This is a genomic window from Microbacterium sp. LBN7, from assembly GCF_045690345.1.
Taxonomy (GTDB): domain Bacteria; phylum Actinomycetota; class Actinomycetes; order Actinomycetales; family Microbacteriaceae; genus Microbacterium.
The window spans coordinates 1,288,757-1,311,599 of the sequence record NZ_CP147856.1 but is presented as its reverse complement, the minus strand read 5'-3'; the positions used below and the strand labels follow the sequence as shown (position 1 = coordinate 1,311,599).

Annotated in this window: 18 protein-coding genes; 11 read left to right on the top strand and 7 right to left on the bottom strand. The window is 69.5% G+C overall.

The features are described from left to right. Window positions 1-37: 37 nt before the first annotated feature. The 3 genes from LBN7_RS06240 to LBN7_RS06230 all read left to right on the top strand — a co-directional run bounded on the left by LBN7_RS06240 (window position 38) and on the right by LBN7_RS06230 (window position 3,126). Window positions 38-796 carry a DeoR/GlpR family DNA-binding transcription regulator gene (locus LBN7_RS06240; protein WP_407361270.1) on the top strand — a complete coding sequence of 253 codons (759 nt, stop codon included), beginning with the start codon at window positions 38-40 and terminating at the stop codon, window positions 794-796. Window positions 797-864: 68 nt separating this feature from the next. Next, the gene (locus tag LBN7_RS06235; protein WP_407361269.1) at window positions 865-1,650 is read left to right on the top strand and encodes an SDR family NAD(P)-dependent oxidoreductase; all 786 of its coding nucleotides are present in this window, start codon (window positions 865-867) and stop codon (window positions 1,648-1,650) included. A gap of 27 nt (window positions 1,651-1,677) precedes the next feature. After that, a complete protein-coding gene (locus LBN7_RS06230) occupies window positions 1,678-3,126 on the top strand; it encodes a rhamnulokinase family protein (RefSeq protein ID WP_407361268.1) in 1,449 nt (482 codons plus the stop codon). A gap of 8 nt (window positions 3,127-3,134) precedes the next feature. Here LBN7_RS06230 and LBN7_RS06225 read toward each other — a convergent pair whose 3' ends face one another. Further along, window positions 3,135-4,067 carry a sugar-binding transcriptional regulator gene (locus tag LBN7_RS06225; RefSeq protein ID WP_407361267.1) on the bottom strand — a complete coding sequence of 311 codons (933 nt, stop codon included), beginning with the start codon at window positions 4,065-4,067 and terminating at the stop codon, window positions 3,135-3,137. A 145-nt stretch (window positions 4,068-4,212) separates the two neighbouring features. Here LBN7_RS06225 and LBN7_RS06220 point away from each other — a divergent pair, with 145 nt between their 5' ends. From LBN7_RS06220 to LBN7_RS06205, 4 genes are read left to right on the top strand one after another with little or no spacing between them, the layout of a single operon-like run. Continuing rightward, on the top strand, window positions 4,213-5,256 hold the full coding sequence (locus LBN7_RS06220; protein WP_407361266.1) for an NAD(P)-dependent alcohol dehydrogenase: 1,044 nt from the start codon (window positions 4,213-4,215) through the stop codon (window positions 5,254-5,256). Next, window positions 5,256-6,845: a sugar ABC transporter ATP-binding protein gene (locus LBN7_RS06215; protein WP_407361265.1), complete on the top strand. Its 1,590-nt coding sequence runs from the start codon at window positions 5,256-5,258 to the stop codon at window positions 6,843-6,845. Before LBN7_RS06220 ends, LBN7_RS06215 begins: the two co-directional genes overlap by 1 nt. Beyond that, the gene (locus LBN7_RS06210) at window positions 6,842-7,852 is read left to right on the top strand and encodes an ABC transporter permease (RefSeq protein WP_407361264.1); all 1,011 of its coding nucleotides are present in this window, start codon (window positions 6,842-6,844) and stop codon (window positions 7,850-7,852) included. The genes LBN7_RS06215 and LBN7_RS06210 overlap by 4 nt, the downstream gene beginning before the upstream one ends. A 55-nt stretch (window positions 7,853-7,907) precedes the next feature. After that, window positions 7,908-8,981, top strand: a complete 1,074-nt coding sequence (locus tag LBN7_RS06205; RefSeq protein WP_407361263.1) for a substrate-binding domain-containing protein — start codon at window positions 7,908-7,910, stop codon at window positions 8,979-8,981. A gap of 68 nt (window positions 8,982-9,049) precedes the next feature. On the opposite strand, the gene rhaI is transcribed toward LBN7_RS06205, so the two are convergent. Further along, entirely contained in the window at window positions 9,050-10,216 is a 1,167-nt protein-coding gene (rhaI, locus tag LBN7_RS06200; RefSeq protein ID WP_407361262.1) for an L-rhamnose isomerase, read from the bottom strand. 107 nt (window positions 10,217-10,323) lie between these two features. Between rhaI and LBN7_RS06195 the strand changes: the two genes are divergently transcribed. Further along, window positions 10,324-11,106, top strand: a complete 783-nt coding sequence (locus tag LBN7_RS06195) for a nucleotidyltransferase domain-containing protein (protein WP_407361261.1) — start codon at window positions 10,324-10,326, stop codon at window positions 11,104-11,106. Window positions 11,107-11,112: 6 nt separating this feature from the next. On the opposite strand, the gene LBN7_RS06190 is transcribed toward LBN7_RS06195, so the two are convergent. The 3 genes from LBN7_RS06190 to LBN7_RS06180 all read right to left on the bottom strand — a co-directional run bounded on the left by LBN7_RS06190 (window position 11,113) and on the right by LBN7_RS06180 (window position 14,321). Continuing rightward, window positions 11,113-11,952, bottom strand: coding sequence for a carbohydrate ABC transporter permease (locus tag LBN7_RS06190; RefSeq protein ID WP_165808027.1), 840 nt, complete (start codon window positions 11,950-11,952; stop codon window positions 11,113-11,115). A gap of 68 nt (window positions 11,953-12,020) precedes the next feature. After that, entirely contained in the window at window positions 12,021-12,932 is a 912-nt protein-coding gene (locus LBN7_RS06185; protein WP_116634231.1) for a carbohydrate ABC transporter permease, read from the bottom strand. Window positions 12,933-13,004: 72 nt separating this feature from the next. Then, on the bottom strand, window positions 13,005-14,321 hold the full coding sequence (locus LBN7_RS06180; protein ID WP_407361260.1) for an ABC transporter substrate-binding protein: 1,317 nt from the start codon (window positions 14,319-14,321) through the stop codon (window positions 13,005-13,007). 289 nt (window positions 14,322-14,610) lie between these two features. Here LBN7_RS06180 and LBN7_RS06175 point away from each other — a divergent pair, with 289 nt between their 5' ends. Continuing rightward, window positions 14,611-17,148 (top strand): family 78 glycoside hydrolase catalytic domain, encoded by a 2,538-nt coding sequence (locus LBN7_RS06175; protein ID WP_407361259.1) that lies wholly within the window; start codon window positions 14,611-14,613, stop codon window positions 17,146-17,148. Window positions 17,149-17,205: 57 nt separating this feature from the next. Continuing rightward, window positions 17,206-18,213, top strand: coding sequence for a LacI family DNA-binding transcriptional regulator (locus LBN7_RS06170; protein ID WP_407361258.1), 1,008 nt, complete (start codon window positions 17,206-17,208; stop codon window positions 18,211-18,213). A 33-nt stretch (window positions 18,214-18,246) separates the two neighbouring features. Here the strand turns inward: LBN7_RS06170 and LBN7_RS06165 are convergent, their stop codons facing one another. After that, a complete protein-coding gene (locus LBN7_RS06165) occupies window positions 18,247-20,883 on the bottom strand; it encodes a family 78 glycoside hydrolase catalytic domain (protein ID WP_407361257.1) in 2,637 nt (878 codons plus the stop codon). A gap of 96 nt (window positions 20,884-20,979) precedes the next feature. Between LBN7_RS06165 and LBN7_RS06160 the strand changes: the two genes are divergently transcribed. Then, complete coding sequence (locus LBN7_RS06160; protein ID WP_407361256.1) at window positions 20,980-21,843, top strand: NAD-dependent epimerase/dehydratase family protein; 864 nt, start codon at window positions 20,980-20,982, stop codon at window positions 21,841-21,843. 38 nt (window positions 21,844-21,881) lie between these two features. On the opposite strand, the gene LBN7_RS06155 is transcribed toward LBN7_RS06160, so the two are convergent. Beyond that, a complete protein-coding gene (locus LBN7_RS06155; protein WP_407361255.1) occupies window positions 21,882-22,841 on the bottom strand; it encodes a DUF4862 family protein in 960 nt (319 codons plus the stop codon). Window positions 22,842-22,843 lie beyond the last annotated feature (2 nt).

The following is a 22,843-nucleotide window of genomic DNA, read 5'->3' as shown; positions in this document are numbered from 1 at the left end:
TTTGTGATTCTCTGTTGCATGTACCAGGGTTTGTGACATGAGCATGGGATCCCTCGACGGCGAACAGCGCAAGGCCACCCTCGCGGCGATCCTCGAGCGCGACGGCATCATCCGCCTCTCTTCCGCCGCCGAGGAGCTGGGCGTCTCGACCATGACCGTCCGTCGTGACATCGTCGACCTGGAGATCGCCGGCGTCCTTCGTCGAGTCCGGGGTGGTGCGATGCCCGCACTCGGGCCGAAGCCTTTCCGGGAGCGGAGCGCGCGGTCGGCCAGGGCCAAGTCGGTGATCGCGGAGAAGGCGCTGCGGCTGGTGCCGAACGGAGGCGCCGTGGCCCTCGATGCCTCATCGACCGTCGCCGCGCTGGGCGCGACTCTCGGCAACAGGGAGGGCATCATCGTCGCCACGAACTCGTGGGAGGTGTTCCAGGCCGTCCGCCGGACGGGCGGGCCCCGACCGCTGCTGATCGGCGGCGAGCCCGAGGAGCACACGGACAGCTTCGTCGGGCCGATCGCCTGCGAGGCCGCAGCCTCCATGCTCTACGCGCGCTTCTTCGCCTCGGCCAGTGCCATCGACGTCGAGCACGGGTCCAGCGACGTCTCGCTCTCGGAGGCGCAGGTGAAGCGCCGGTTCGCGTCGGTCGCCGGGGAGACCGTGCTCTGCGTGGATGCCACGAAGCTCGAGCAACAGGATGTCGCGCGCAGCTTCGACTGGGAGGCGGTGAGTGTGCTCATCACCGAGCTCGACCCGCGTGACCACCGGCTCGACGCCTATCGCGAGCGCGTCGAACTCCTCTAGCGCCGCATTCTAGCCGCTCATATGAGCGGGTAGTGTTCTGGAATGAGCGTCGCCGCTATGCTCGCCTCATGTCTGGAACCACCACTGAACCGCTGCGCGGTCGGATCGCCGTCGTCACCGGCGGCGCACGCGGCCTCGGCTATGCCATGGCTCGATCGCTCGCGGATGCCGGAGCCGATATCGCCCTCCTCGACCGCCTCGACGCCGTCGGCGATGCGGCCCTGACTCTGCAGAGCGACTCGGGGCGCCGGTGTCTCGGCGTCTCCGTCGACGTCACGGCGGAGGAGTCCGTGGCCGCGGCGTTCGACATGGTCGTCCGAGATCTCGGTGCCCCCGACGTGCTCGTCAACAGTGCCGGGATCACGTCGGGGACGCCCCTGATCGACACTGCAGCGCAGGACTGGCAGCGCGTCCTCGACGTCAACCTCACCGGCACGTTCCTCGCCAGTCGCGAGTTCGCGCGGCGACACGTCGCGGCGGCGCGAGGGAATCCGGCGAGCATCGTCAACGTGTCGTCGATGTCGGCGTTCGCGGTGAACATCCCGCAGACGCAGGCGGCGTACAACACATCGAAAGCCGCGGTCTCGATGTTCACGAAGAGCGCGGCGATCGAGTGGCTCCCGCTCGGCATCCGCGTGAACGCGATCGCGCCGGGCTACTTCGCCAGCGACATGACGCGGGACTTCGTGGCGGCGAACCCAGAGATGGCCGACGACTGGGTGCGCCGCATCCCCGCGGGGCGCATGGGCGAGCCCGACGAGCTCGGCGGCCTTCTCGTGTACCTGGCGGGCGAGGGATCGAGCTACGTGGTCGGCCAGAGCATCCTCATCGACGGGGGTTACACCAGCGTGTGATCACCGCGCGGACCATAGGCTGAGACCATGCCCGCAACGCCCTCACGCTCGGCGCACTTCCGCGCCGCTGCCGTCGACCTCGGCGGCTCCAGCGGCCGTGTCGTCAGCGCCTCGGTCGATGGCGGGCTGCTGAGGATCGACGGGGTGCGTCGGTTCCGCAATCGCGCCTTCACCGACGAACTGGGCCTGCGCTGGGACGCGCAGCGGCTGCATCGCGATGCGGTCGCGGGGCTGAGAGCCCTCCGCGAGGAGGGCACCGCCTTCACCAGCGTCGGGGTGGATGCCTGGTCCGGGGACTACGGTCTGCTCGGTCACGACGGACTCGCCGATGCGCCGTTCCATCAGCGGGATTCGCGCACGGACCGCAGCTTCCCGCTCGTGGAGGCGCTGCTCCCCGCCCAGCACGCGTTCCGGGCGACCGGCGTGACGGCGTTGCCGATCATGACGATCTATCAGCTCATGGCGGATCGGATCGGGGGTCGGCTCGACACGGTCCGCCGGATGCTGCTGATCCCCGACCTCCTCTCGCACTGGCTCGGCGGCGAGGAGGTCGCCGAGGCGACGAACGTGTCGAGCACCGGCCTCGCGCTGCCGTACGGCGAGGGCTGGGACCGGGAGCGGATCGACGCGCTGGACCTCCCGGCGCGGATCTTCCCTCCGACCGTCGCACCGGGAACGGTGACCGGTCGCGTGAGCGCGGGGATCCTCGCGCCGGGGGACGAGACCGACATCACCGCTGTCGCGTCCCACGACACCGCCAGCGCCGTCATCGCCGTGCCCGCTGCGGGCGAGCGCTTCGCCTTCGTCTCATGCGGGACCTGGATCCTCACCGGAGTCGAGGTCGATCGGATCATCGCGAGCGACCGCGCCCGCGACGCCGGCTTCACGAACGAGCTCGGTCTGGACGGCACCGTGAGGTTCCTCCGCATCGCGGCCGGCCTCTGGATCGTGAACGAGTGCATGCGGGAATGGGGCGTCGACGGCTGGGGCGCGCGCAGCACGGCGGCCCGCAGAGAGATCCTCGCCCGCGCCGAAGCAGCGCCGGCATCCGCCGTCCTCATCGACACGGGCGATCCGCGTCTGCTCCGTCCCGGCCAGATGACCGCGCGCATCTCGGAGCTGATCGCCGAATCCGGCGGGCGCGCTCCGACGGACCGCGCCGCCGTCGTCCGTCTGGTGCTCGAGAGCCTCGGCGCCTTCGTGGCGCGACAGGTCGACGAGGCCGCGGCCCTGTCCGGCGTCGACGTGCAGGTCATCCATCTCGTGGGCGGCGGTTCCGAGTCGCCGATCCTCGCCCAATCCGTAGCCGATCGATCCGGCCGCACGGTGCAGGCCGGGCCTTCCGAGGCCACGTCGATGGGCAACATCCTGGTGCAGGCCCGCGCGCACGGGGCCGTGAGCGGAGGTCTCGGCGATCTGCGCCGTGTGGTGCGCGCCTCCACGGAGCTGCGGCGCTACGATCCCGCGCGCCCCTGACGCCGGGGTCAGACGGCTGTCTCGAGGAGCCGTCGAGCGAGGGCGGCGTCCGTCACGAGGGAATCGACGATCCCGGATCGGAGGACTGCCGCGATGGCATCCGTCTTCGACGGGCCACCAGCGACCGCGATGACCTCGGGGATCCGGCGCAGCTGTTCCGTCGACACCGCGAGGGATCGTTCGGCGACCGAGCCGACGGGGCGGCCGGCCTCGTCGATCAGAGTCGCGCAGATCTCGGCCTTCACCCCGGATGCCAGGAGCTCGTCGAGCACTCCCGCGCGCCCGGCGTTGTCGTAGAGCTGCGAATCGGGCGGGCTCCACGAGCCGATCGCGACGACGGCCTTGGTGACCGAATCGAATCGTCGGAACGTCTCCAGGATGCCGGGCTCCCGGCGCAGGGCGGAGGCGGTGGCGGCGGATTCGACGAGCAGCGGGGCGAAGATCGCACGGGAGCGACCCCCGGAGATCCGGCTCACCTGTCGGATCACCTCGACGCCGTTCTCGGGCGTGGGGGCGGCGACTCCGGCGAGCTGCACCACCTCGCAGGTGGCGAGCGTGCGCAGGTGCCCCGCCATCGCCGTCAGGGTCCTGCCCGCCGTGAGGCCCAGCACGTCGCCCTCCGTGACGATCTCGCTGAGCAGGTCGGCGGCTGCGCGTCCCAGTCGGTCCTGGATGAGCTCCGGCGCCGTCCCCGGTGTGATGACCGCGAGGGCGCGTGTGAGACCGAATCGCGTGCGCAGCTGCATCGACAGGTCGAGGTCGAGCGAATCGGGCGCCTCGATCGTGATCTTCACCAGGCCCTGCTCGAGCGCCTCCTCCAGCATCCGGGCGATCTTGAACCGCGAGACGCCGAGTTCGTCGGCGATCTCGATCTTCGTCAATCCGTCCAGGTAGTGCCGGCGCGCCACGTGCGAGATCCGGACCAGCTCATCGGGGCCCATGTGTCGCCTCTTCACCTCGTGTCGAATAAGTCGACTCAGCCTATCGCGTTCTGAGCTGTTTCGCTCATATGAGCGGGTGCTTGTCTCATTCGTCACGAATGCCCTATCGTCGGTCGAGCACTCACGACTGCACTGGAGGAGCCCGATGATGCGCAGCGAGACACCGAGCACGATGCGGACGAGCGTGCTCGTGCGAGCGGGCGAACTCACGGTCGAGAACCGTCCGGTTCCCGCTCCGCAGGCCGATCAGGTGATCGTCCGCGTGAACGCGGTCGGCATCTGCGGATCCGACGTCCACTACTTCCACGAAGGGCGCATCGGCGACTTCATCGTGGAGGCGCCCCTGGTGCTCGGGCACGAGGCCGGCGGCGTGATCGTCGCCGTCGGCGAAGATGTCGAGGCCTCCCGCATCGGCGAGCGGATCTCCATCGAACCGCAGCGACCGTGCCGCCGATGCGCGTTCTGTCGCAGTGGCCGGTACAACCTCTGCGAACGCATCGAGTTCTACGCGACCCCGCCGATCGACGGCGCCTTCGCCGAGTACGTCGCGATCCAGCAGGACTTCGCGCACGCGGTGCCCGACTCCGTCAGCGACGAGGCCGCAGCGTTGATGGAGCCGCTCTCCGTCGCGATCGCGGCGATCCAGAAAGCCGGTGTCCGTCCCGGCGGCCGGGTCCTCATCACGGGAGCCGGCCCGATCGGCATCGTCACGGCGCAGACCGCGCGGGCGTTCGGCGCGACCGAGGTCGTGATCAGCGACCCGATGGCCGAGCGCCGAGACGTCGCCCTCCGCTTCGGCGCGACGGACGCGGTCGATCCGGCAGCCGGTCCCCTCGGATCCGGGTACGACGCCTTCATCGACGCCTCCGGGTCGCCCGTCGCCGTCAGGCAGGGCATCTCGGCACTGAAGTCCGGCGGCGTCGCCGTCCTGGTCGGGATGGGCGCCGACGAGATCGCGTTGCCGGTCTCCACCATCCAGAACCGGGAGCTGGTCGTCACGGGCATCTTCCGGTACGCGAACACCTGGCCGACCGCGATCGCTCTGGTGGATGCCGGAGCCGTCGACCTCGACGCGCTGGTCACCGGCAGCTTCGGGCTGGCCGAAGTGCGGGAGGCTCTCGACTCGGCATCGCATCCGTCGACGCTGAAGAGCATCGTGCGCCCCGACCGCGAGTTCTCGGAGCGATGATGACCGATCTCGGGCGCACGGGCGGCATCGCCGTCCAGGAGCAGCCGGACATGCTCGAGTGCATCGACATCCGCAAGGCCTTCGGTGGCGTCCCGGTGCTCAAGGGCGTGGGACTCAGCCTGGTCCCCGGCACCGTCACCGCGCTCGCGGGCGAGAACGGCGCGGGCAAGTCGACGCTGATGAAGATCGCCTCCGGTCAGATGAAGGCCGACGGCGGGCGCGTGCTCGTGCGCGGCGAGGAGCTCGCTGCCGGGTCCGCGCGCGATGCCCATCAGCGCGGGATCGCGATCGTCCCCCAGGAACTCGCGTCGATCCTCGACACGACGGTGTACGAGAACATCTTCGTCGGTCGCGAGCTGCGCAACCGCTTCGGCTTCGTCGATCGCCGGCGCATGGCCCGGGAGGCGCGGGACATGCTCGCCGAGTTCGGCGTCGACATCGACCCTGCTGCCCGCATGGGCTCGCTGCCGGTCGGTCTCCGTCAGATCGTCGAGATCGTCAAGGCCACCAGCACCGGTGCCCGGGTGCTGCTGCTCGACGAGCCGACGAGCGCGATCGCGGAGCGGGAGGTGGCGCGCCTCATCGCGAGCATGCGGATGCTGCGCGACCGAGGAGTCGCGATCCTCTTCACCACGCACAAGATGGAGGAGATCCGCTCGATCGCCGATCGAGTGGTCGTGCTCCGCGACGGAGGGCTCGTCGCCGATGAGCCCCTCTCGGCCCTCAGCGACGACGACATCGTGACCGCGATGATCGGCCGTGAGCTCGAGGACCTGTTCCCCGATCTGCCCCCGGCGGCCGATGACGTCGCGCTCACCGTGCGGGGACTGACGTATTCGCCGGCGCCTCACCCGGTCGACCTGCAGGTGCGGCGCGGCGAGATCGTCGGCCTCGCCGGACTCGTCGGTGCGGGACGGACGGAGCTGATCGAGGCCCTGTTCGGTGTGCGCTCCTCGACCGCCGGCGAGATCCGCGTCGGTGGGGTCCGGGTGCGTCGCGGCCGTCCCTCGGATGCGATCACGGCGGGCATGGCGCTCGTTCCGGAGGACCGAAAGGGTGCAGGCGCCGTCCTCAGCATGGACATCCTCGCCAATGCGACGCTGCCGCGGATGGATCGGTTCTCCGTCGCGGGCTGGCTGAAGGGACGGAGCCGGACGGATGCCGTCGCCGAGGTCATGAAGTCGGTACGGCTGCGCAGCCGCGGTCTCGGCCAGCTGATGGAGACCCTCTCCGGAGGCAACCAGCAGAAGGTCGTGCTCGCGCGATGGCTCACCGGCGAGGTCAAGGTGCTGCTCCTCGACGAGCCGACGCGCGGCGTCGACATCGGGGCGCGGAGCGAGATCTACCGGATCATCACCGACCTCGCGGCGTCCGGCATGGCCGTCGTGATGGCGTCGAGCGACATGCCGGAGATCCTCGCGCTCTCTCACCGCGCGCTCGTGCTCAAGGGGGGCGGAGTGGTCGCCGAACTCGACCGCGCCGCGCTTCAGCTGCCCGATGTGCAGGATCGCATCTTCCGCCTCGCCAGCGGGCTCGACATCTCCCCGGTGCCCGCCGGCACCGCCCCTTCCGCAAAGGACGACCAATGACCGACACCCGCACGGCTCCGCAGAGCAGCGTCCTGCCCGAGTCCGGAGTGAAGCGCTTCAGCCCTCCCTGGTTCGGCGACCTGGCGATCCGCTACGCCATGGTGATCGTGATGGTGCTCATCATCGCGTTCTTCCTCTACCGCAGCGCACGGTTCGGCACCGTGGACAACCTCCAGACGATCCTGGTGGCCGCGGCGCCGTTCGCCCTCATCGCGCTCGGACAGACGCTGGTCATCCTCACCGGCGGCATCGACCTCTCCGTCGGCAGCGTGATCGCCGCAGCCGCCGTGTTCGGAAGCCTCACCGCCAAGGCGTTCCCGGATCAGATCTGGCTCGCGATCGTCGCCGGCGTCGTCGTCGGCTTCGTCGCCGGGGCGATCAACGGGTTCGTGGTGTCGGTGATCAAGGTTCCCCCGTTCATCGCGACGCTCGGCATGCTGACCCTCGCGTCCGGTGTCGCCTACGTCGCGGGGAACGGCGCGCCCATCACCGGGCTGCCGCCGGAGTTCTCCCGCATCGCCAACGCCCAGTTCGGCGGACTCACACTGCCGGTCATCCTCATGATCCTCGGCATCCTCGGTCTCGCGATCGTGATGCGCCGGACCACCTGGGGCATGCGGGTGTACGCGATCGGCGGCAACCCGATCGCCGCGGGCATCGCGGGCATCAACGTGGGGCGGACGATCTTCAGCGTGTACGCGATCTCCGGCATGCTCGCCGGCATCTCGGGAGTGATGCTCGCCAGCCGAGTCACGCTGGGGGCGCCGAACCTCGGCGTCGGCTACGAGCTCGACGCCATCGCGGCCGTCGTCATCGGCGGTGCGAGCCTGCTCGGCGGACGCGGATCCATCTGGGGCACCGCCCTCGGTCTGCTGCTCATCCAGACACTCAACAACGGTCTCGACATCCTGACCGTCCCCGCCTATTGGCAGAAGGTCATCAAGGGCGTGCTCATCGTCGCGGCGGTCGCCGTCGACGTGTGGGCGACACGACGCCGAAGCCGCTAGACGACGATCCGACCCGGATCGTCACGCCACTGCATCACCAAAGGAGAGGAATCCCATGTCCATCAAGAAGAGCCGCATCGTCGCGACCTTCGCGTTCACCGCGGTCGCCGCCCTGTCTCTCGCCGCCTGCGGCGCCGGAGACCCCAATGCCGGTGCCGGTGCGACCGAGGGCGGTGAAGAGCGCATCACCATCGGTGTCAGCGTCTACGACATGTCGTCGTTCGTCACGGAGGGCAAGGAGGGCATCGAGCGCTACGCCGACGAGAACAACATCGAGATCCTCTGGAACTCGGCCGGTCTCGACGTCAACACGCAGGCCACGCAGGTCGACCAGTACATCACCGCCGGCGTCGACGCGATCGTGGTGATCCCGGTCCAGGCCGACTCGCTGCAGCCGCAGATCGCCGCGGCGAAGGCCGCGGACATCCCCTTCTTCGACGTCAACGCCTCGCTCGACAGCGAAGACCTCGCCGGCTCCGTGCAGCCCGACGATGTCGCTGCCGGCGAGCAGGAGGCGCAGATGATGATGGATGCCCTCGGCGGCACCGGGAACGTCATCATCCTCCAGGGTCCGCTCGGCGGATCCGGCGAGATCAACCGCGGGAAGGGCATCGACAACATCCTCGCCGACTACCCCGACGTGACCGTGCTCGCCAAGGACACCGCCAACTGGCGACGCGACGAAGCGGTGAACAAGGTCAGCAACTGGATCTCCGCCTTCGGCGACGACATCGACGGGGTCATCGCGCAGAACGACGACATGGGTCTCGGTGCCCTCCAGGCGCTCAAGGAGGCCGGTATCACCGGTGTCCCGATCGTGGGCATCGATGGGATCGCCGACGGCCTCGAGGCCGTCAAGAACGGTGACTTCATCGGCACGTCCCTGCAGAACGGCACGGTCGAGCTGTCGGCCGGCGTCGCCTACGCGGCCGCCGTCGTGCGCGGTGAAGACGTCAAGGAGAACCCGATCTACCTGATGCCGGCGATCACGAAGGACAACGTCGACGAGGCCATCAGCCACGTCGTGACGGAGCGCGAGGCGTTCCTCGAGAACCTCAGCGAGATGACCAACAAGAACCTGAAGAGCGGCAACATCGCGTACGAGGGGCTGACCGGCCAGGAGGAGTGACCGGAAGGAAAGGAACGAAGGGGGAGGGCCGCAGCGGCCCTCCCCCTTCGTTCGTCTGCAGCAGGTGCTCAGGCGCCCCAGCCGGCCTGCACGCCGCCCACGCGCTCGGCGGCGATCTTCTGCTGGTAGCCGGATGCCGCGTACGCGGCCATCGGGTCGCCGGCGAGGCCGCGCGACTCGCGCCACTCGGCCAGGGCCGGACGCACGTCGGTGTAGAACGCGTCCATGAAGACGGCGTTCGCGGCGAGGACGTCGCCGGACTTCTGCGCCGAGGTCAGAGCGTCGCGGTCGACGAGCAGCGCGCGGGCCGTCATCTCCTGCACGTTCAGCACCGAGCGGATCTGGCCGGGGATCTTGTCCTCGACGTTGTGGCACTGGTCGAGCATGAACGCGACATCCGGGTTGTTCAGCCCGCCGCCGCGGATGACCTCGAAGAGGATGCGGAACAGCTGGAACGGATCGGCCGCGCCGACGATCAGGTCGTCGTCGGCGTAGAAGCGGGAGTTGAAGTCGAACGACCCGAGCTTGCCGAGGCGCAGCAGCTGCATCACGATGAACTCGATGTTGGTGCCGGGCGCGTGGTGCCCGGTGTCGAGGCAGACCATGGCCTTGTCGCCGAGCGCGCTCACCTGGGCGTAGGACGTGCCCCAGTCGGGGACGTCGGTGTGGTAGAAAGCCGGCTCGAAGAACTTGTACTCCAGCACGAGGCGCTGGTCGTCGCCGAGGCGGTCGTAGATCTTCTGCAGCGACTCCTGCAGGCGGTCCTGGCGTCCGCGGAGGTCGGCCTGACCCGGGTAGTTCGACCCCTCGGCGAGCCAGATCTTGAGGTCGCGGCTGCCGGTGGCGTCCATGACGTCGATGCAGGCGAGGTGGTGGTCGATCGCCTTCTGCCGGATCGCCGCGTCCTCGTGCGTGAGGGCGCCGAACTTGTAGTCGTCGTCCTGGAACGTGTTGGAGTTGATGGTGCCGAGTGCGACGCCGTGGTCCTCCGCATGCTTGCGCAGGTCGTCGAAGGAGTCGACGAGGTCCCACGGGATGTGCAGCGCGACCGAGGGAGCGAGGGCGGTGTAGGCGTTCACCTGCGCGGCATCCGCGATCTTCTCCCACGGATCGCGCGGTGTGCCCGGCGTGCCGAACACCTTGAAGCGGGTGCCGGAGTTGCCGAACGCCCAGCTGGGGAGCTCGATGCCCTGCTGCTCGAGAGCGGCGAGATTGTCGGTCGAGAGGATGCTCATGAGGCGCTGCCTTCGGTGTCGGCGCGGTCGACGTCGACCGCGTAATGAATCGTTTCAACAATAGGACGGATGGAAGGACTCCGCAACTGCGGCGCTACGGTGTCGCTATGGAACATCAGGAACGCGCGCTGTCCGCGTACGTCGCACAGGTGGCCGCCGACCCGCAGGTCCTCGGCGTGGTCCTCATCGGCTCGCTGGCGCGGGGGACGGAGCGGGAGGACTCGGATGTCGACGTCTACCTCGTCGTCACCGAGGAGGCGTTCGCCCGCGCCCGCGCCGAAGACCGATGGGCGTGGATCGATCGCCATGGCGTGGACTACCCGGGTTCGTACATCGACGTGAAGCTCGCCGACCTCGCCTATCTGCGCACGGCGGTCGATCGTGCCGACGACCCCACCAGGGCGTCGTTCGCCGGAGCGCGCGTCGCGTTCACCCGCACCGATGAGCTGGAGCCCCTCGTCCAGGCGGTCAGCGCCCTCGACGACGAGGTCTGGGCGGGCCGTGTCAGCTCGCACATCGCCCAGGCGCACCTGCACGGCGGATACTTCCTCCGGCAGGCCGAGGAGCGCGACGACCCCTTCCTGCTCCAGCACGCGGCCGTGCACCTGGCGTTCGCGGCGGCGCGCGCCGCGATCGCGGCCGACCACCGGCTGATGCCGGGGCCGAAGTACATCCACCGACTGGTCCGGGAGGTGCCCAGCGCCGACGGATTCGTCGCGGCCTGGGACCGCCTGGTCGCCGAGCCGTCCACGGCATCCGCGGAGGCGCTGACGACGATCCTGGACGACTGGCTGGGCGGCGGCCAGACGCGCGATGAATCCCTCTCGATCTTCATCCGCGACAACGAGCTCGCGTGGCTGCGCGGCACGACGCCGGCGGAGTACTTCTGACACCGGTCAGCCCTTGACGGCGCCGCTCGTCATGCCCGCCACGATCTGCCGGTTGAAGAAGATGTACATGACCAGCGGCGGGATGGTGATGAGCAGGATGTTCATGAACAGCAGGTTCCACTGGCTCAGACTCTGGCTCTGGAAGTTGTAGAGCGTCAGCTGCACGGTGGCGTTCGCATCGCCGGGCAGGAAGTAGAGCGGTCCGGTGAAGTCGTTGAACACCGCGACGGACTGCACCACGATCACCGTGATCGCGACGGGCTTGAGCAGCGGCATCACGACCGTGAAGAAGAGTCGCAGGGGACCTGCGCCGTCGATCACCGCCGCCTCGTCGAGCTCGCGCGGGATCGTCGAGATGAACGCGCGGAACAGCAGGATGCAGAAGCTCAGGCCGAACGTCGCCTCGATGAGGATCATGCCCGGCATGGTCTTGAAGAGCCCGATGCCCTGCAGAACCCAGATCGTCGGCACCACGGCGGGCGGGACGATGAGGCCGGCCAGCACGAAGACGTTGATCACGTGGTTCCAGCGCGACTTGCGGCGCTGCAGGATGTACCCGACCATGGCGGCGAAGACCACCATGATCGCGACGCTCGCCACGGTGAGCACCGTCGAGTTGATGAACGCGCGCACGAGCATCCAGTCGCGGGTCTCGAGGACCGTGACGACGTTCTCCCACAGGTACCAGCCCTGCGCCGGCAGCGAGAACTCGAACAGCGAAGCCTCTGCCGGGTTCTTCGCCGCCGTGAGCACGATGAACGCGAACGGGACGATGAAGACGATGATCGACGCGATGATCGCGATGATCCCCACCACGTAGCGGCTGAGGAACCGCCGTGGGGTCATCGGACGGCGGTCCTGGCGACGGATCCTCGCCTTCGACGCACCGGCCGTCGTGATGGTGCGGGTGAGGGTCATTGCTCCACCTGCCTCTTGTTGAGGATGTACTGGATCGGCACGATGATCGCGGTGACCACCAGGAAGAGCACCACGTTGCCCGCGGTGGACAGACCGTAGAAGCCCGCCTGGTACTGCTTGTAGATGACCGAGGCGATCACGTCGCTGGTGAAGCCGGGGCCGCCCTTGGTCATGGCCCAGATGAGCTCGAAGGACCGCAGTCCGCCGATCAGCGACAGCAGGATGACGGTCGCGGTCGCGGGCTGCACGAGCGGGAGCGTGATGTTCTTGAATCGCTGCCAGGCTCCGGCGCCGTCGACCTTGGCCGCCTCGAAGTACTCCTGCGGGATCGCGACGAGGCCGGCGATGAAGATGAGCGTCGCGATGCCCACGCCCTTCCAGACATCGACGAGCGCGACGGACATGAGCGCCCAGGCCGGATCGGTGAGCCACCCGGGCCCCTCGACGCCGATGAGCGACAGGCTCTGGTTGATGAGACCGTCGAACGGATCCATCAGCACCTTGAAGGTGATGCCGATCCCGACGGTGGAGACCAGGACCGGGAAGAAGATCGTCGACCGCAGGTAGCCGCGGCCGAGGATGGAGCCCGTCAGCAGCAGCGCGAGTCCGAGCCCGAGGACCACCTTCAGGGCGGAGGTCACGAACCCGTAGACGAACGTGTTGACGAAGCCCTGCACGAGCATGGGCTCGGTGAAGAACTGGACGTAGTTGTCGAAGCCGATGAACTGGATGTCGAACAGCGACCAGCGGGTGAGGCTGAAGTAGAACGAGGCGAAGGTCGGGATGGCGAACAGGACGATGTAGAGCACCGCCGACGGGATGTAGAACCACGTCGGGTAGGAGCTCCTGATTCCCTTTCGCCCCCGGGGCGAGGTCTTGGCGGCGGGTGGCGTCGCGATGGCGGTCATGGGTCTCTCCGTCGAGTGAGGTCGGCGGGTGCGGGCCCCGTGCAGGGCCCGCACCCCGGGATCAGTCGGCGATCACCAGCCGTCGAGACCCAGCTGCTGGGCCTGCTTCTTCACGTCCTCGTCGTAGAGTGCGGCGCCGTCCTCGGCGGAGCGGATGCCGCTGCCGACCTCGACCGTGATGTTCTCGAGGTTCGGTCCCTTGATGGGGGAGAGGAACTCGAGGGCGGGGTTCGTGTTGTCCTCGTCGAAGTACACCTGCATGTCCTTCAGCAGGCCGGGCACGTCGTCGCCGAGCTCGCAGGTGCTGATCGCGTAGGGTCCGGAGGGGACCATCGCGGTGTTCTGCACGTCGCAGCCGGCCGGCGAGTTGATGAACGCGACGAACTTCTTCGCCGCCTCGAGCTGTGCGCCCTCGGTGGTCTTCGGCACGTACACCGCGTTCGGGAGCCAGACGGTCAGCTTGGTGTCCTCGGCCTTCTGCGCCGGCAGCGGGAAGACGCCGACATCCTCGATCTGGTCGGGGAAGTTCTGCTGGAACGTCGAGACGATCCCGGTGAGGATCGGGTAGTGCGCGCCCTCGCCGGTCGCCACCATCCGCGCTCCGTCGTCGTAAAGGGCGGACGCGAAGTCCTCGTTCCACCAGCCCTCTTCGAATCCCTCCTGCTGGTTGGCGAAGCCGGCCAGCGCGGGCTCGTCGACGTACTTGCGCTCGCCGGCCGTGTACTCGCTGCCCCAATCGGCATCCTGCGCGAGCACGTTGCCGAAGTCGCCGAGCACGAACAGCTGGCTGGTCCACGTGTCGCCGTACGTCTGGATGACCGGGGTGATGCCTGCCGCCTTGATCGCGGCGTTGTTGGACGCGAACTCGTCCCACGACGTCGGGATCTCGAGGCCGAGATCGGCGTAGATCTTCTTGTTGTAGACGACGGCACCGGCCTGGGTCGCGCCGAACGGTGCGCCGTAGACGCCGTTCTCGGTCTCGACCACGGCCTTCATGGTGTCCTGCATGTCACCGACCCAGGATTCGTCGGTGAGCGGGGCGAGGTTCTGGTCCGGGTTCAGCGCCTGGAACAGCGAACCGGAGTTGTACCAGAACACGTCGGCCATCTCGCCCGTGGCGAGCTTGGTCTTCATGAGGTTGTCGCCCTCGGTGCCGGCCGGCTGGGACTCCACCTTGACGGTGATGTCGGCGTTCTCCTCCTCGAAGGCCGCGATCATGGCCTCGGCGGATTCGACGTTCGTGCCCGAGTTCGGAACGAGGAACGTGATCTCGACGCTGCCGTCGGCGCTCTCGCCTCCTCCGCCCGTGCTGCAGGCGGCGAGCGGGACGGCGAGGGCTGCGACGCCTGCTGCGGCGAGGAGAACCCTTCGACTACGGGTGTTGTCCATCCTTTACCTCCATGTAAAAGCTGACTCTTGTGACGATCTCTGCACTGAGAGCGTTCGGCGTCGAAGGGTTGAAACCATTCAACGTCGGTACCGTACGACGATCCGGAGTGAGAGTCAACGATTGTCACCGAATCGTCAGAACCCGCGTCCGGCTCCGGACGGGCGCTGCGGCGTCGCTCGGCATCCGGACCTTGACATCCGATCATGAATCGTTTCAGGATCGACTCGTGTGCCGCGATGAAGCGCACGCGGGGAATGATGACCGTGACCTGACATGAAGGCGGGAAGAATGACTCTGACAGTGGCGCGCGTCGACGTGGACGCGCCGTACCGCAGCGATGCGGTCGCCGTGGCCGCTCCGGCGATCAGCTGGGCGACCGAGGCCTCCGCGCCGGAATGGACGCAGGATGCCGCGGAGCTCGAACTCACCGGCGATGGCGTGCAGACGCACGTCATCAGCGGACGGGAGTCGGTCCGCATCCGCTGGCCGTTCCGCCCGCTGCGTCCGCGCGAGGAGGTGCACCTGCGCGTGCGCGTGACCGGTGCCGACGGTGCGGTGTCGGAGTGGAGCACCCCGCGGCGCATCGTCGCGGGCTTCCTCGCCGACGGGGAGTGGCAGGCGAAGAGCGTCGGCGTCGCGGCCCCCGCATCCTCGGCGGAGCCGGCCGAGCTGCGACGCGTGGTCGCGCTCGACGGTGACGTGCGTCGCGCCACGCTGTACGCGACGGCGGTCGGCGTCTATCAGGTGTCGATCAACGGCGTCGATGTCGACGACCAGGTGCTGAAGCCGGGATGGACGCCGTTCCAGGCCCGCACGGTGCACGAGACGACCGACGTCACCGGACTGCTCTCTGCGGGGGAGAACACCATCGCGGTGCGACTCGCGGGAGCGTGGGCGACGGAACGCTACGGCTTCCGCGACGAGGCGGCCACGGTCTACGGCGATCAGCCCCGTTTCGCCGCGCAGCTCGTCATCGAATACGCCGACGGGCGCACCGAGACGATCGTGACGGATGCCGACTGGCAGAGCGCCCCCGGCCCGATCACGGCCAGCGGCCTGTATGCCGGGGAGGAGCACGACGCCCGCCTCGCCGCGTCGGCGTGGGCGCCGGTCGCGGTGGTCGAGGACGTGCCGGTGCCGGGCGCCCGCGTCTCGCCGTTCGTCCGGCGGATCGAGGAGCTCCCGGTCGTCGAGGTCATCACGACCCCCTCCGGGAGGACGGTGGTGGACTTCGGGCAGAACCTCGTCGGGCGGCTGCGCATCCGGGTCGACGGCGAGGCGGGACAGGTGGTCACCCTGCGGCATGCGGAGGTGCTGGAGCACGGTGAGCTCGGCACGCGTCCGCTGCGCGCCGCCGCCGCCACCGACCGGTACACGCTGGCCGGAGGGGGTGTCGAGGTGTGGGAGCCCGAGTTCACCTTCCACGGATTCCGCTACGCCGAGATCGACGGCTGGCCGGGTGCCTTCGATCCGTCCGACGTCACGGCCGTCGTGATCCACAGCGACATGGAGCGCACCGGGTGGTTCGACACCTCGCATCCGCTCGTCCGACGGCTGCACGAGAACGTCGTGTGGGGTCTTCGTGGCAACTTCCTGTCGGTGCCGACCGACTGCCCGCAGCGTGACGAGCGACTCGGGTGGACCGGCGACATCCAGGTGTTCACGCCCACCGCGAGCTTCCTCTACGACGTACGCGGATTCCTTGACTCCTGGCTGCGTGATCTCGCGATCGACCAGGTCGACGGCGTCGTGCCGTTCGTCGTGCCGAACGTGCTCGGGCCGGCGCAGCCGGCTGCGGCCTGGGGCGACGCCGCGACCGTCGTGCCCTGGGTCCTGCATGAGCGGTTCGACGACCTCGAGACGCTCGAACGGCAGTACGACAGCATGAAGGGCTGGACCGATGCCGTCGTCGGGCTGTCCGGCGAGCGGCGGCTGTGGGAGGGGATGTTCCAGTTCGGGGACTGGCTGGACCCGGATGCTCCGCCGGAGCGGCCGGCAGACGCGAAGACGTCGGCCGACATCGTCGCGACCGCCTACGTGTTCCGCTCCGCCGACCTCACCGCGCGGACGGCCGCGCTGCTCGGCAGAGACGACGACGCGGCGGAGTACGCGCGGATCGCGGAAGAGGTGCGGCTCGCCTTCCTCGCGGCGTACGTCTCGGCAGAGGGGCGGATGACATCCGATGCGCAGACCGCCTACTCCCTCGCCATCGTGTTCGACATCGTGGATCCCGGGCGGCGGCAGGCTCTGGGCGACCGGCTGTCGGAGCTCACCGCGCAGGGTGACCACCGGATCGGCACCGGGTTCGTCGGGACGCCCATCATCGCGGACGCCCTCACCCGCACGGGGCACATCGATGTCGCGCAGCGGCTGCTCACGCAGACCGAGAACCCGTCCTGGCTGTACCCGGTGACGATGGGGGCGACGACGATCTGGGAGCGCTGGGACTCGATGCTGCCGGACGGCACGATCAACCCCGGCGAGATGACCTCGTTCAACCACTACGCGCTCGGGGCGATCGCGGACTGGCTGCACCGCACCCTCGCGGGACTCGCGCCCGCGGAGCCGGGATACGCGCGTCTCGCGATCGAGCCCCATCCGCTGGACGGGTTCGACTTCGCCGAGGCCGTGCACCTGACCCCGTACGGAGAGGCGCGCGTGCGATGGGAGCGTTCCGACGGCGGCGTCGTGATCGACGCGCAGGTTCCGGCGAACACCGAGGCGGATGTCGTGCTGCCGGATGGCCGACGGCACGTCGTCGGCTCCGGGAGTCACCGTTGGGTCTCGACCGCGGTGAGCGCGCGGCGAGCCGAGGACAAGGAGTAGGCGGGGCTGCGGCGTGCCGTACACTCGCGGACAGTGCACGACAGGAAGGGGCACCCGTTGGCAGTGAGCGTGCGCGAGGTGGCCGCGACCGCCGGCGTCTCCGTCGGCACCGTCTCCAACGTCCTGAACCGGCCGGACAAGGTCGCCGAGGGCACCGTGCAGCGCGTGCGCGACGCGATCGAGAAGCTCGGCTTCGTGCGCAACGACGCTGCGCGTCAGCTGCGCGCCGGTCGCAGCCGGAGCATCGGGCTCATCGTGCTCGACGCGGGCAACCCGTTCTTCGCCGACGTCGCCCGCGGCGCCGAGGCTCGCGCGGACGAGGACCACCTCTCGGTCCTGCTCGGCAACAGCGACGAGGATGCCGCGCGGGAGAACGGCTACCTCGATCTCTTCCGCGAGCAGCGGGTGAACGGGGTGCTGATCACGCCGTCCTCCGACGATGTCGCCGGGATCCGGAGGCTCGCCGATGCCGGCACCCCGGTGGTCCTGGTCGACCACGAGATCCCCGGGAGCGGGTTCTGCTCCGTCTCCGTCGACGACGTCGAGGGCGGGTACCTGGCCACGAGGCATCTGCTCGAGATCGGCCGCCGACGCATCGCCTTCCTCGCCGGCCCCGGTTCGCTCACCCAGGTCGCCAACCGTCTCGCGGGCGCGCGACGCGCGGTCGCCGAGGTGCCCGAGGCCGAGCTCGAGGTGATCGAGGTTCCGGCGCTGACCGTCCTGCACGGACGGGAGGCCGGCGAGTCGATCGTCGCGAGGGCCGGGGCCGACCGTCCCGACGCGGTGTTCGCGGCGAACGACCTCCTCGCGGTGGGGTTGCTGCAGGCGCTCACGATCCTCGGGAGCGTGCGCGTGCCCGAGGAGATCGCGCTGATCGGCTACGACGACATCGACTTCGCGTCGGCCACGGTCGTGCCGCTGACCTCGATCCGGCAGCCGGCGCGGCTCATCGGACAGACGGCGGTCGATCTCCTGCTGCGGTCGATCGACGATCCCGATGGCGAGTACGAGCGGAACGTGCGATTCCGCCCCGAGCTCGTCGTGCGCGCCTCGACCGCCGGCTGACCGGCCGTTCGATGGACGACGGTCTCGCCGTCATCAGCTCCGCGAGTCGTCGCCGGATGCCGACAGGGTGCGAGCGCTCCAGGCGCCTTCGATGCGGTGGCTGCCGCTTCCCACCTCGTGGCGCTCGCCGCCGGGGAGCTCCACGGTCGCGGTCGTGCCCGTCGGCACGGTGACATCGACCCGCAGCGATCCGCCGTCGACGCGCCAGGCGATCTCGGCCCGTCCGTAGGGCGTCTCGTGTGCGGCGCGCGCGTGCGTGAACCCGCCGCCCGGCGTCGGGGCGAAGCGGATCGACCGGTAGCCCGGGGCTGCGGGCGCGAGCCCGGCGACGGTCCGATGCAGCCAGTCGGCCACCGCGCCCAGGGCGTAGTGGTTGAACGACGTCATCGTGCCGGGGTTCACGGTGCCGTCGGGGCGGAGGCTGTCCCAGCGCTCCCAGATCGTCGTCCCGCCCTGCAGGACCGCATAGAGCCACGACGGCGCCTCGGTCTCCAGGAGCAGGTCGTATGCGGCATCCGCGTGGCCGGTGACGGTGAGGGCGTCGGAGACGAGGGGCGTGCCGACGAAGCCGGTGGCGATGCGGTGCCCCGCCTCTTCCACGAGCTCGGCCAGACGGGCCCCCGCCGTCGCGAGATGCTCATCCGACACCAGCTCGAAGGCGATCGCGAGCGAGTAGGCGGTCTGCGCATCGCTGGTCATCCGGCCGTCCTCGCGTACGTAGGTCGCCGTGAACGCCGCGCGCACCTCGGCTGCGAGCTCCGCGTATCGCGCCCGGTCGTCGTCGTGACCCAGCACCTCGGCCATGCGGGCGACGCGGTCCGCGGAGCGGGCGAAGTACGCCGTCGCGACCAGGTAGCGGTCGGTCGTCGCATCCGCCGGGTCCTCGGGCGGGGCCGCGGGGTCGAGCCAGTCGCCCAGCTGGAAGCCCTCGTCCCAGAGCCGATCCTCGCCGGCGAGCCGTTCGAGCAGATCGACCCACTTCTTCGCACTCTCGTACTGGTCGCGGAGGATGCGGGTGTCCCCGAATCGCTCGTAGAGGGTCCACGGCGTGAAGGTCGCGACGTCGCCCCACGCCGCGCCGGGGCGGATCGGCGTCCACTGCTTGTCGGCGGGGATCACCGGGACGTACCAGGGAACCGTGCCGTCGGGCAGCTGCTCGATCGCGACATCCTTCAGCCAGCTCGAGAGCATCCCCGAGACGTCGTACAGGAAGGATGCGGTCGGAGCGAACACCTGCAGGTCGCCGGTCCAGCCGATCCGTTCGTCGCGCTGCGGGCAGTCCGTGGGGATGTCGAGGAAGTTGCCCCGCATGCTCCAGACGACGTTCTCGTGCAGTCGGTCGACCCGGGCGTTCGACGACTCGAACCACCCCGTGCGCTCCATGTCGGTGTGGTAGACCCGGGCGACGATGTCTCCTGCCGCGACCGCGGCTTCGAGAGCGTCCGCGTCTCCGGGCCACTCGATCTCGGCGTACCGGAAGCCGTGGAATGTGAATCGCGGCTCCCACTCCTCGACGCCGTCTCCGGCGAGGACGTACTCGTCCGTCGACTTCGCGTCGCGGAGAGGGCGCGTGTAGATCTCGCCCTGCTGCAGCACCTCGGCGGTGCGGAAGCGCACGACGTCGCCCGCCTGCCCGGTGACGCGGAAGCGCGGACGCCCGACGAGGTTCTGACCGAAGTCGAGCACGCGCCGGCCGCTGGGCGTCGTGAGCAGCTCGACCGGGGCCACCTCCTGCGTGCAGCGGACGGGCGGGCCCTCCGGGGCGGTGAGGGTCGCGGGGTCGCGATGTGCCGCGACGACCCGGGACCAGCCGGCGGCGTCGAAGCCCGGCCGCGACCAGCCTGCGATCTCGGCGGCGACGCGCGCGTCGTAGGTCTCGCCGTCGTAGTTCCCGGTGTGCAGGATCGGGCTCGGCGCCGCACGCCAGTCGCCGTCCGTCACGATCGTCTCGGTCGAGCCGTCGCTGTAGCGCAGCTCCAGCTGCGCCAGCAGCGAGAGGTCGGTGCCGAAGACGTTGCGGAAGCCTCCGCGCCAGCCCATGCGTCCGCGGTACCAGCCGTCGCCGAGCCAGGCCCCGATGGCGTTGGGCCCCTCGTCGATCGCGTCGGTCACGTCGTAGGTGTAGTAGCGGAGCTTCTGCCGGTACGGCGTCCAGCCGGGGGACATCGCATCGTCGCCGACACGGTTGCCGTTGATCTCGACCTCGTAGACGCCGTGCGCGGTGACGTAGAGGCGGGCCGACACGAGCCCTCCTCGCGCGGCGAAGTCCCGCCGCAGCACGGACGGGCGGCGCTCGTCGCTGAGCGGGTTCTCGTTCCAGTTCGCGCCGACGGCCATCGCCGACCAGTCCCCGGGCTCGAGCAGCCCCGTCTCGACCGCGGCGGGTTCGCTCCAGTCCGAGACCGAGCCGTCGTCGCCCGAGACACGGACGCGCACGACCGCGCGTTCCCGCGAGGCGAGCGGATGCGACGGCCACGCGCGCAGGACCGAGTCGTCGTCGGTGGCGGAGGCGGTGGACACCTCGTCGCCGCGTGTCACCTCGAGTTCGTATGACGCCTGCCTCCATCCCGCCGGCGCCTGCGTCTTCCAGGAGATGCGGGGAGCGGATTCGCCGATGCCGAGGGCGTGGCGGTGGTGCTCGAACGTGGGCGCAGCGACGACGATGCTCATGAGTCTCCAGATCGGGGTGTGTCTCGATCATCGCGGATGAATTGACACGTTTCAAGTGTGGGCGGGAAGATAGGGGGAACGAAAGGATGGATCCCCATGCGCGTCGTCGTCACCGGCAGTTCGGGAAAGCTCGGGCGTGCCACCATGGAGCGGCTGCGCGCCGACGGCCACGAGGTCGTGGGATTCGACATCGTCGGGGAGCCGGGATTCGGCTTCGTCCGGGTGGATCTGCAGGACTACGGGCAGGTGCTCGACGCGCTGCTCGGCGTCACGGCCCGCCACGACGGCCTCGACGCCCTCGTGCATCTCGCCGCGCTGCCCGTGAACGGACTCGTCCCTGATGCCGCCACGTTCACGAACAACATGAACGCCACGTTCCATGTGCTCCACGGCGCCCTCCGCGCCGGCATCCGCACCATCGTGCAGGCGTCGAGCATCACGGCGATGGGCTTCCCCGACTTCGCGAATCTGACGTCGCTTCCGGTGGACGAGGGGTACGTCGAGGCGAACAACACGTACGCGCTGGGCAAGGTCGCCGAGGAGGCGATCGCCGCACAGCTCGTGCACTGGGCCGAGGGGACGAGCATCACCGCGCTGCGGTTCACGAACGTCGTCGCGGAAGGGGAGTACGCGACCTTCGAGCGGGCCGGTGCCGCCGACTACCGCCGCGACCTGCTCGGCACCTACGTCGACGCGCGCGATGCGGCCACCGCCGTCGCCCTCGCGCTCGAGCACGCGTCCCCCGGCTTCGAGGTCTACAACGTCGCGGCGTCCGACTCCGGGGTGTCGATGCCGACCGCCGAGTACGCGGCGCGCAACTACCCGGGGGTCCCGCTGCGGGAAGGGCTCGGCGAGTTCGAGACTCTGATGTCGATCGACAAGGCGCGCGACCGGCTCGGATTCGAGCCCGCCCACCTGTGGCGCGAGGAGTACGCGGCGGCACAGCACTCGGCCCCCTAGGCGGCTCCCGGAGCCGCGCCTTCGCCTATCGAGGCCCGTCATGGGCTCGGGGCGACGTGCGACCAGGCTCCGGCCAGAGCCCGCAGCGTGCCGAGGCCGGGTGCCAGTCTCCCGGCGAGGTTCGTCGGTGCCGCCGGCGCCCCGACCTTCACCCCCACCTGCCGGAGGCTCGCCGGCTTCGCGACAGCCACGGCATCGGCGAGAGCCGCCGCGGTGAGGAGCGACTCCGGGTCGACGTCGGCGATGGCCAGATGAACGTCCTCCCACGGAAGGCTGCGCGAAGTGGCCTGGTCCGACACGCCGGACACGGTGAAGCCCCAGAGCGTCCCCGCCGCACGCAGCCGCTCGAGGTGCTCGACGGCACCGCCCGGCATGCGCGTCTCGACCACCGAGCGGCCCCAGTTGACGGCCTGGCCGATGGCGGCGCCGCTGCGCTCGATGGCCGTGCGCACGGCGACGATCTCGTCGTCCAGTGACAGCCACCCCTTGGCCGGAGGGTGGGTCGACGTCGACGCATCCGAGTGCTCGACCAGAAGCCGCACGTCGGCCCAGTCCCAGCCGGCGATCTCGGTGAGCGACGTGGCGAGGTGCGTGCCGCCCGCTGCTCCGGTCGCGGCCAGGGGAGCGGACTGCAGCTCGACCGCGGTCACGGCGAGCGGACCGAGCGCCGCACGCAGCGCGAAGACCTCGTCGTGCAGCCGTGCCACGTCGTCGACGGCGCGACGGCGACCGCCCGCGTCGGCGGAGGCGAGTCCATAGGAGCGGTCCTCGGCGACGATCGCGAGCGTGTGCGGCATCGCGGTGACGATGTTCCGCCATCCGGGATCGAGCAGGGAGCGGAGTCGCTCGACGCCGCGCGGATGCAGGCCGTGCAGGAACCCGAGTTCGAGCCCGCCGATGAGCGGTTCCGCGCGGAGGAGGCGGTACCACTCGCCTTCCTCCTGCGCGGAAGCGGCGAGCTCGGCCGGAGCGGCGTTGTAGGCGGCGTAGGTGAACATCG

Bases quoted from the DNA above. Each gene is read 5' to 3' on its own strand.
- LBN7_RS06240 (WP_407361270.1), top strand. From the start codon at position 38: ATGAGCATGGGATCCCTCGACGGCGAACAGCGCAAGGCCACCCTCGCG.
- LBN7_RS06235 (WP_407361269.1), top strand. From the start codon at position 865: ATGTCTGGAACCACCACTGAACCGCTGCGCGGTCGGATCGCCGTCGTC.
- LBN7_RS06230 (WP_407361268.1), top strand. From the start codon at position 1,678: ATGCCCGCAACGCCCTCACGCTCGGCGCACTTCCGCGCCGCTGCCGTC.
- LBN7_RS06225 (WP_407361267.1), bottom strand. From the start codon at position 4,067: ATGGGCCCCGATGAGCTGGTCCGGATCTCGCACGTGGCGCGCCGGCAC.
- LBN7_RS06220 (WP_407361266.1), top strand. From the start codon at position 4,213: ATGATGCGCAGCGAGACACCGAGCACGATGCGGACGAGCGTGCTCGTG.
- LBN7_RS06215 (WP_407361265.1), top strand. From the start codon at position 5,256: ATGACCGATCTCGGGCGCACGGGCGGCATCGCCGTCCAGGAGCAGCCG.
- LBN7_RS06210 (WP_407361264.1), top strand. From the start codon at position 6,842: ATGACCGACACCCGCACGGCTCCGCAGAGCAGCGTCCTGCCCGAGTCC.
- LBN7_RS06205 (WP_407361263.1), top strand. From the start codon at position 7,908: ATGTCCATCAAGAAGAGCCGCATCGTCGCGACCTTCGCGTTCACCGCG.
- rhaI (WP_407361262.1), bottom strand. From the start codon at position 10,216: ATGAGCATCCTCTCGACCGACAATCTCGCCGCTCTCGAGCAGCAGGGC.
- LBN7_RS06195 (WP_407361261.1), top strand. From the start codon at position 10,324: ATGGAACATCAGGAACGCGCGCTGTCCGCGTACGTCGCACAGGTGGCC.
- LBN7_RS06190 (WP_165808027.1), bottom strand. From the start codon at position 11,952: ATGACCCCACGGCGGTTCCTCAGCCGCTACGTGGTGGGGATCATCGCG.
- LBN7_RS06185 (WP_116634231.1), bottom strand. From the start codon at position 12,932: ATGACCGCCATCGCGACGCCACCCGCCGCCAAGACCTCGCCCCGGGGG.
- LBN7_RS06180 (WP_407361260.1), bottom strand. From the start codon at position 14,321: ATGGACAACACCCGTAGTCGAAGGGTTCTCCTCGCCGCAGCAGGCGTC.
- LBN7_RS06175 (WP_407361259.1), top strand. From the start codon at position 14,611: ATGACTCTGACAGTGGCGCGCGTCGACGTGGACGCGCCGTACCGCAGC.
- LBN7_RS06165 (WP_407361257.1), bottom strand. From the start codon at position 20,883: ATGAGCATCGTCGTCGCTGCGCCCACGTTCGAGCACCACCGCCACGCC.
- LBN7_RS06160 (WP_407361256.1), top strand. From the start codon at position 20,980: ATGCGCGTCGTCGTCACCGGCAGTTCGGGAAAGCTCGGGCGTGCCACC.
- LBN7_RS06155 (WP_407361255.1), bottom strand. From the start codon at position 22,841: ATGTTCACCTACGCCGCCTACAACGCCGCTCCGGCCGAGCTCGCCGCT.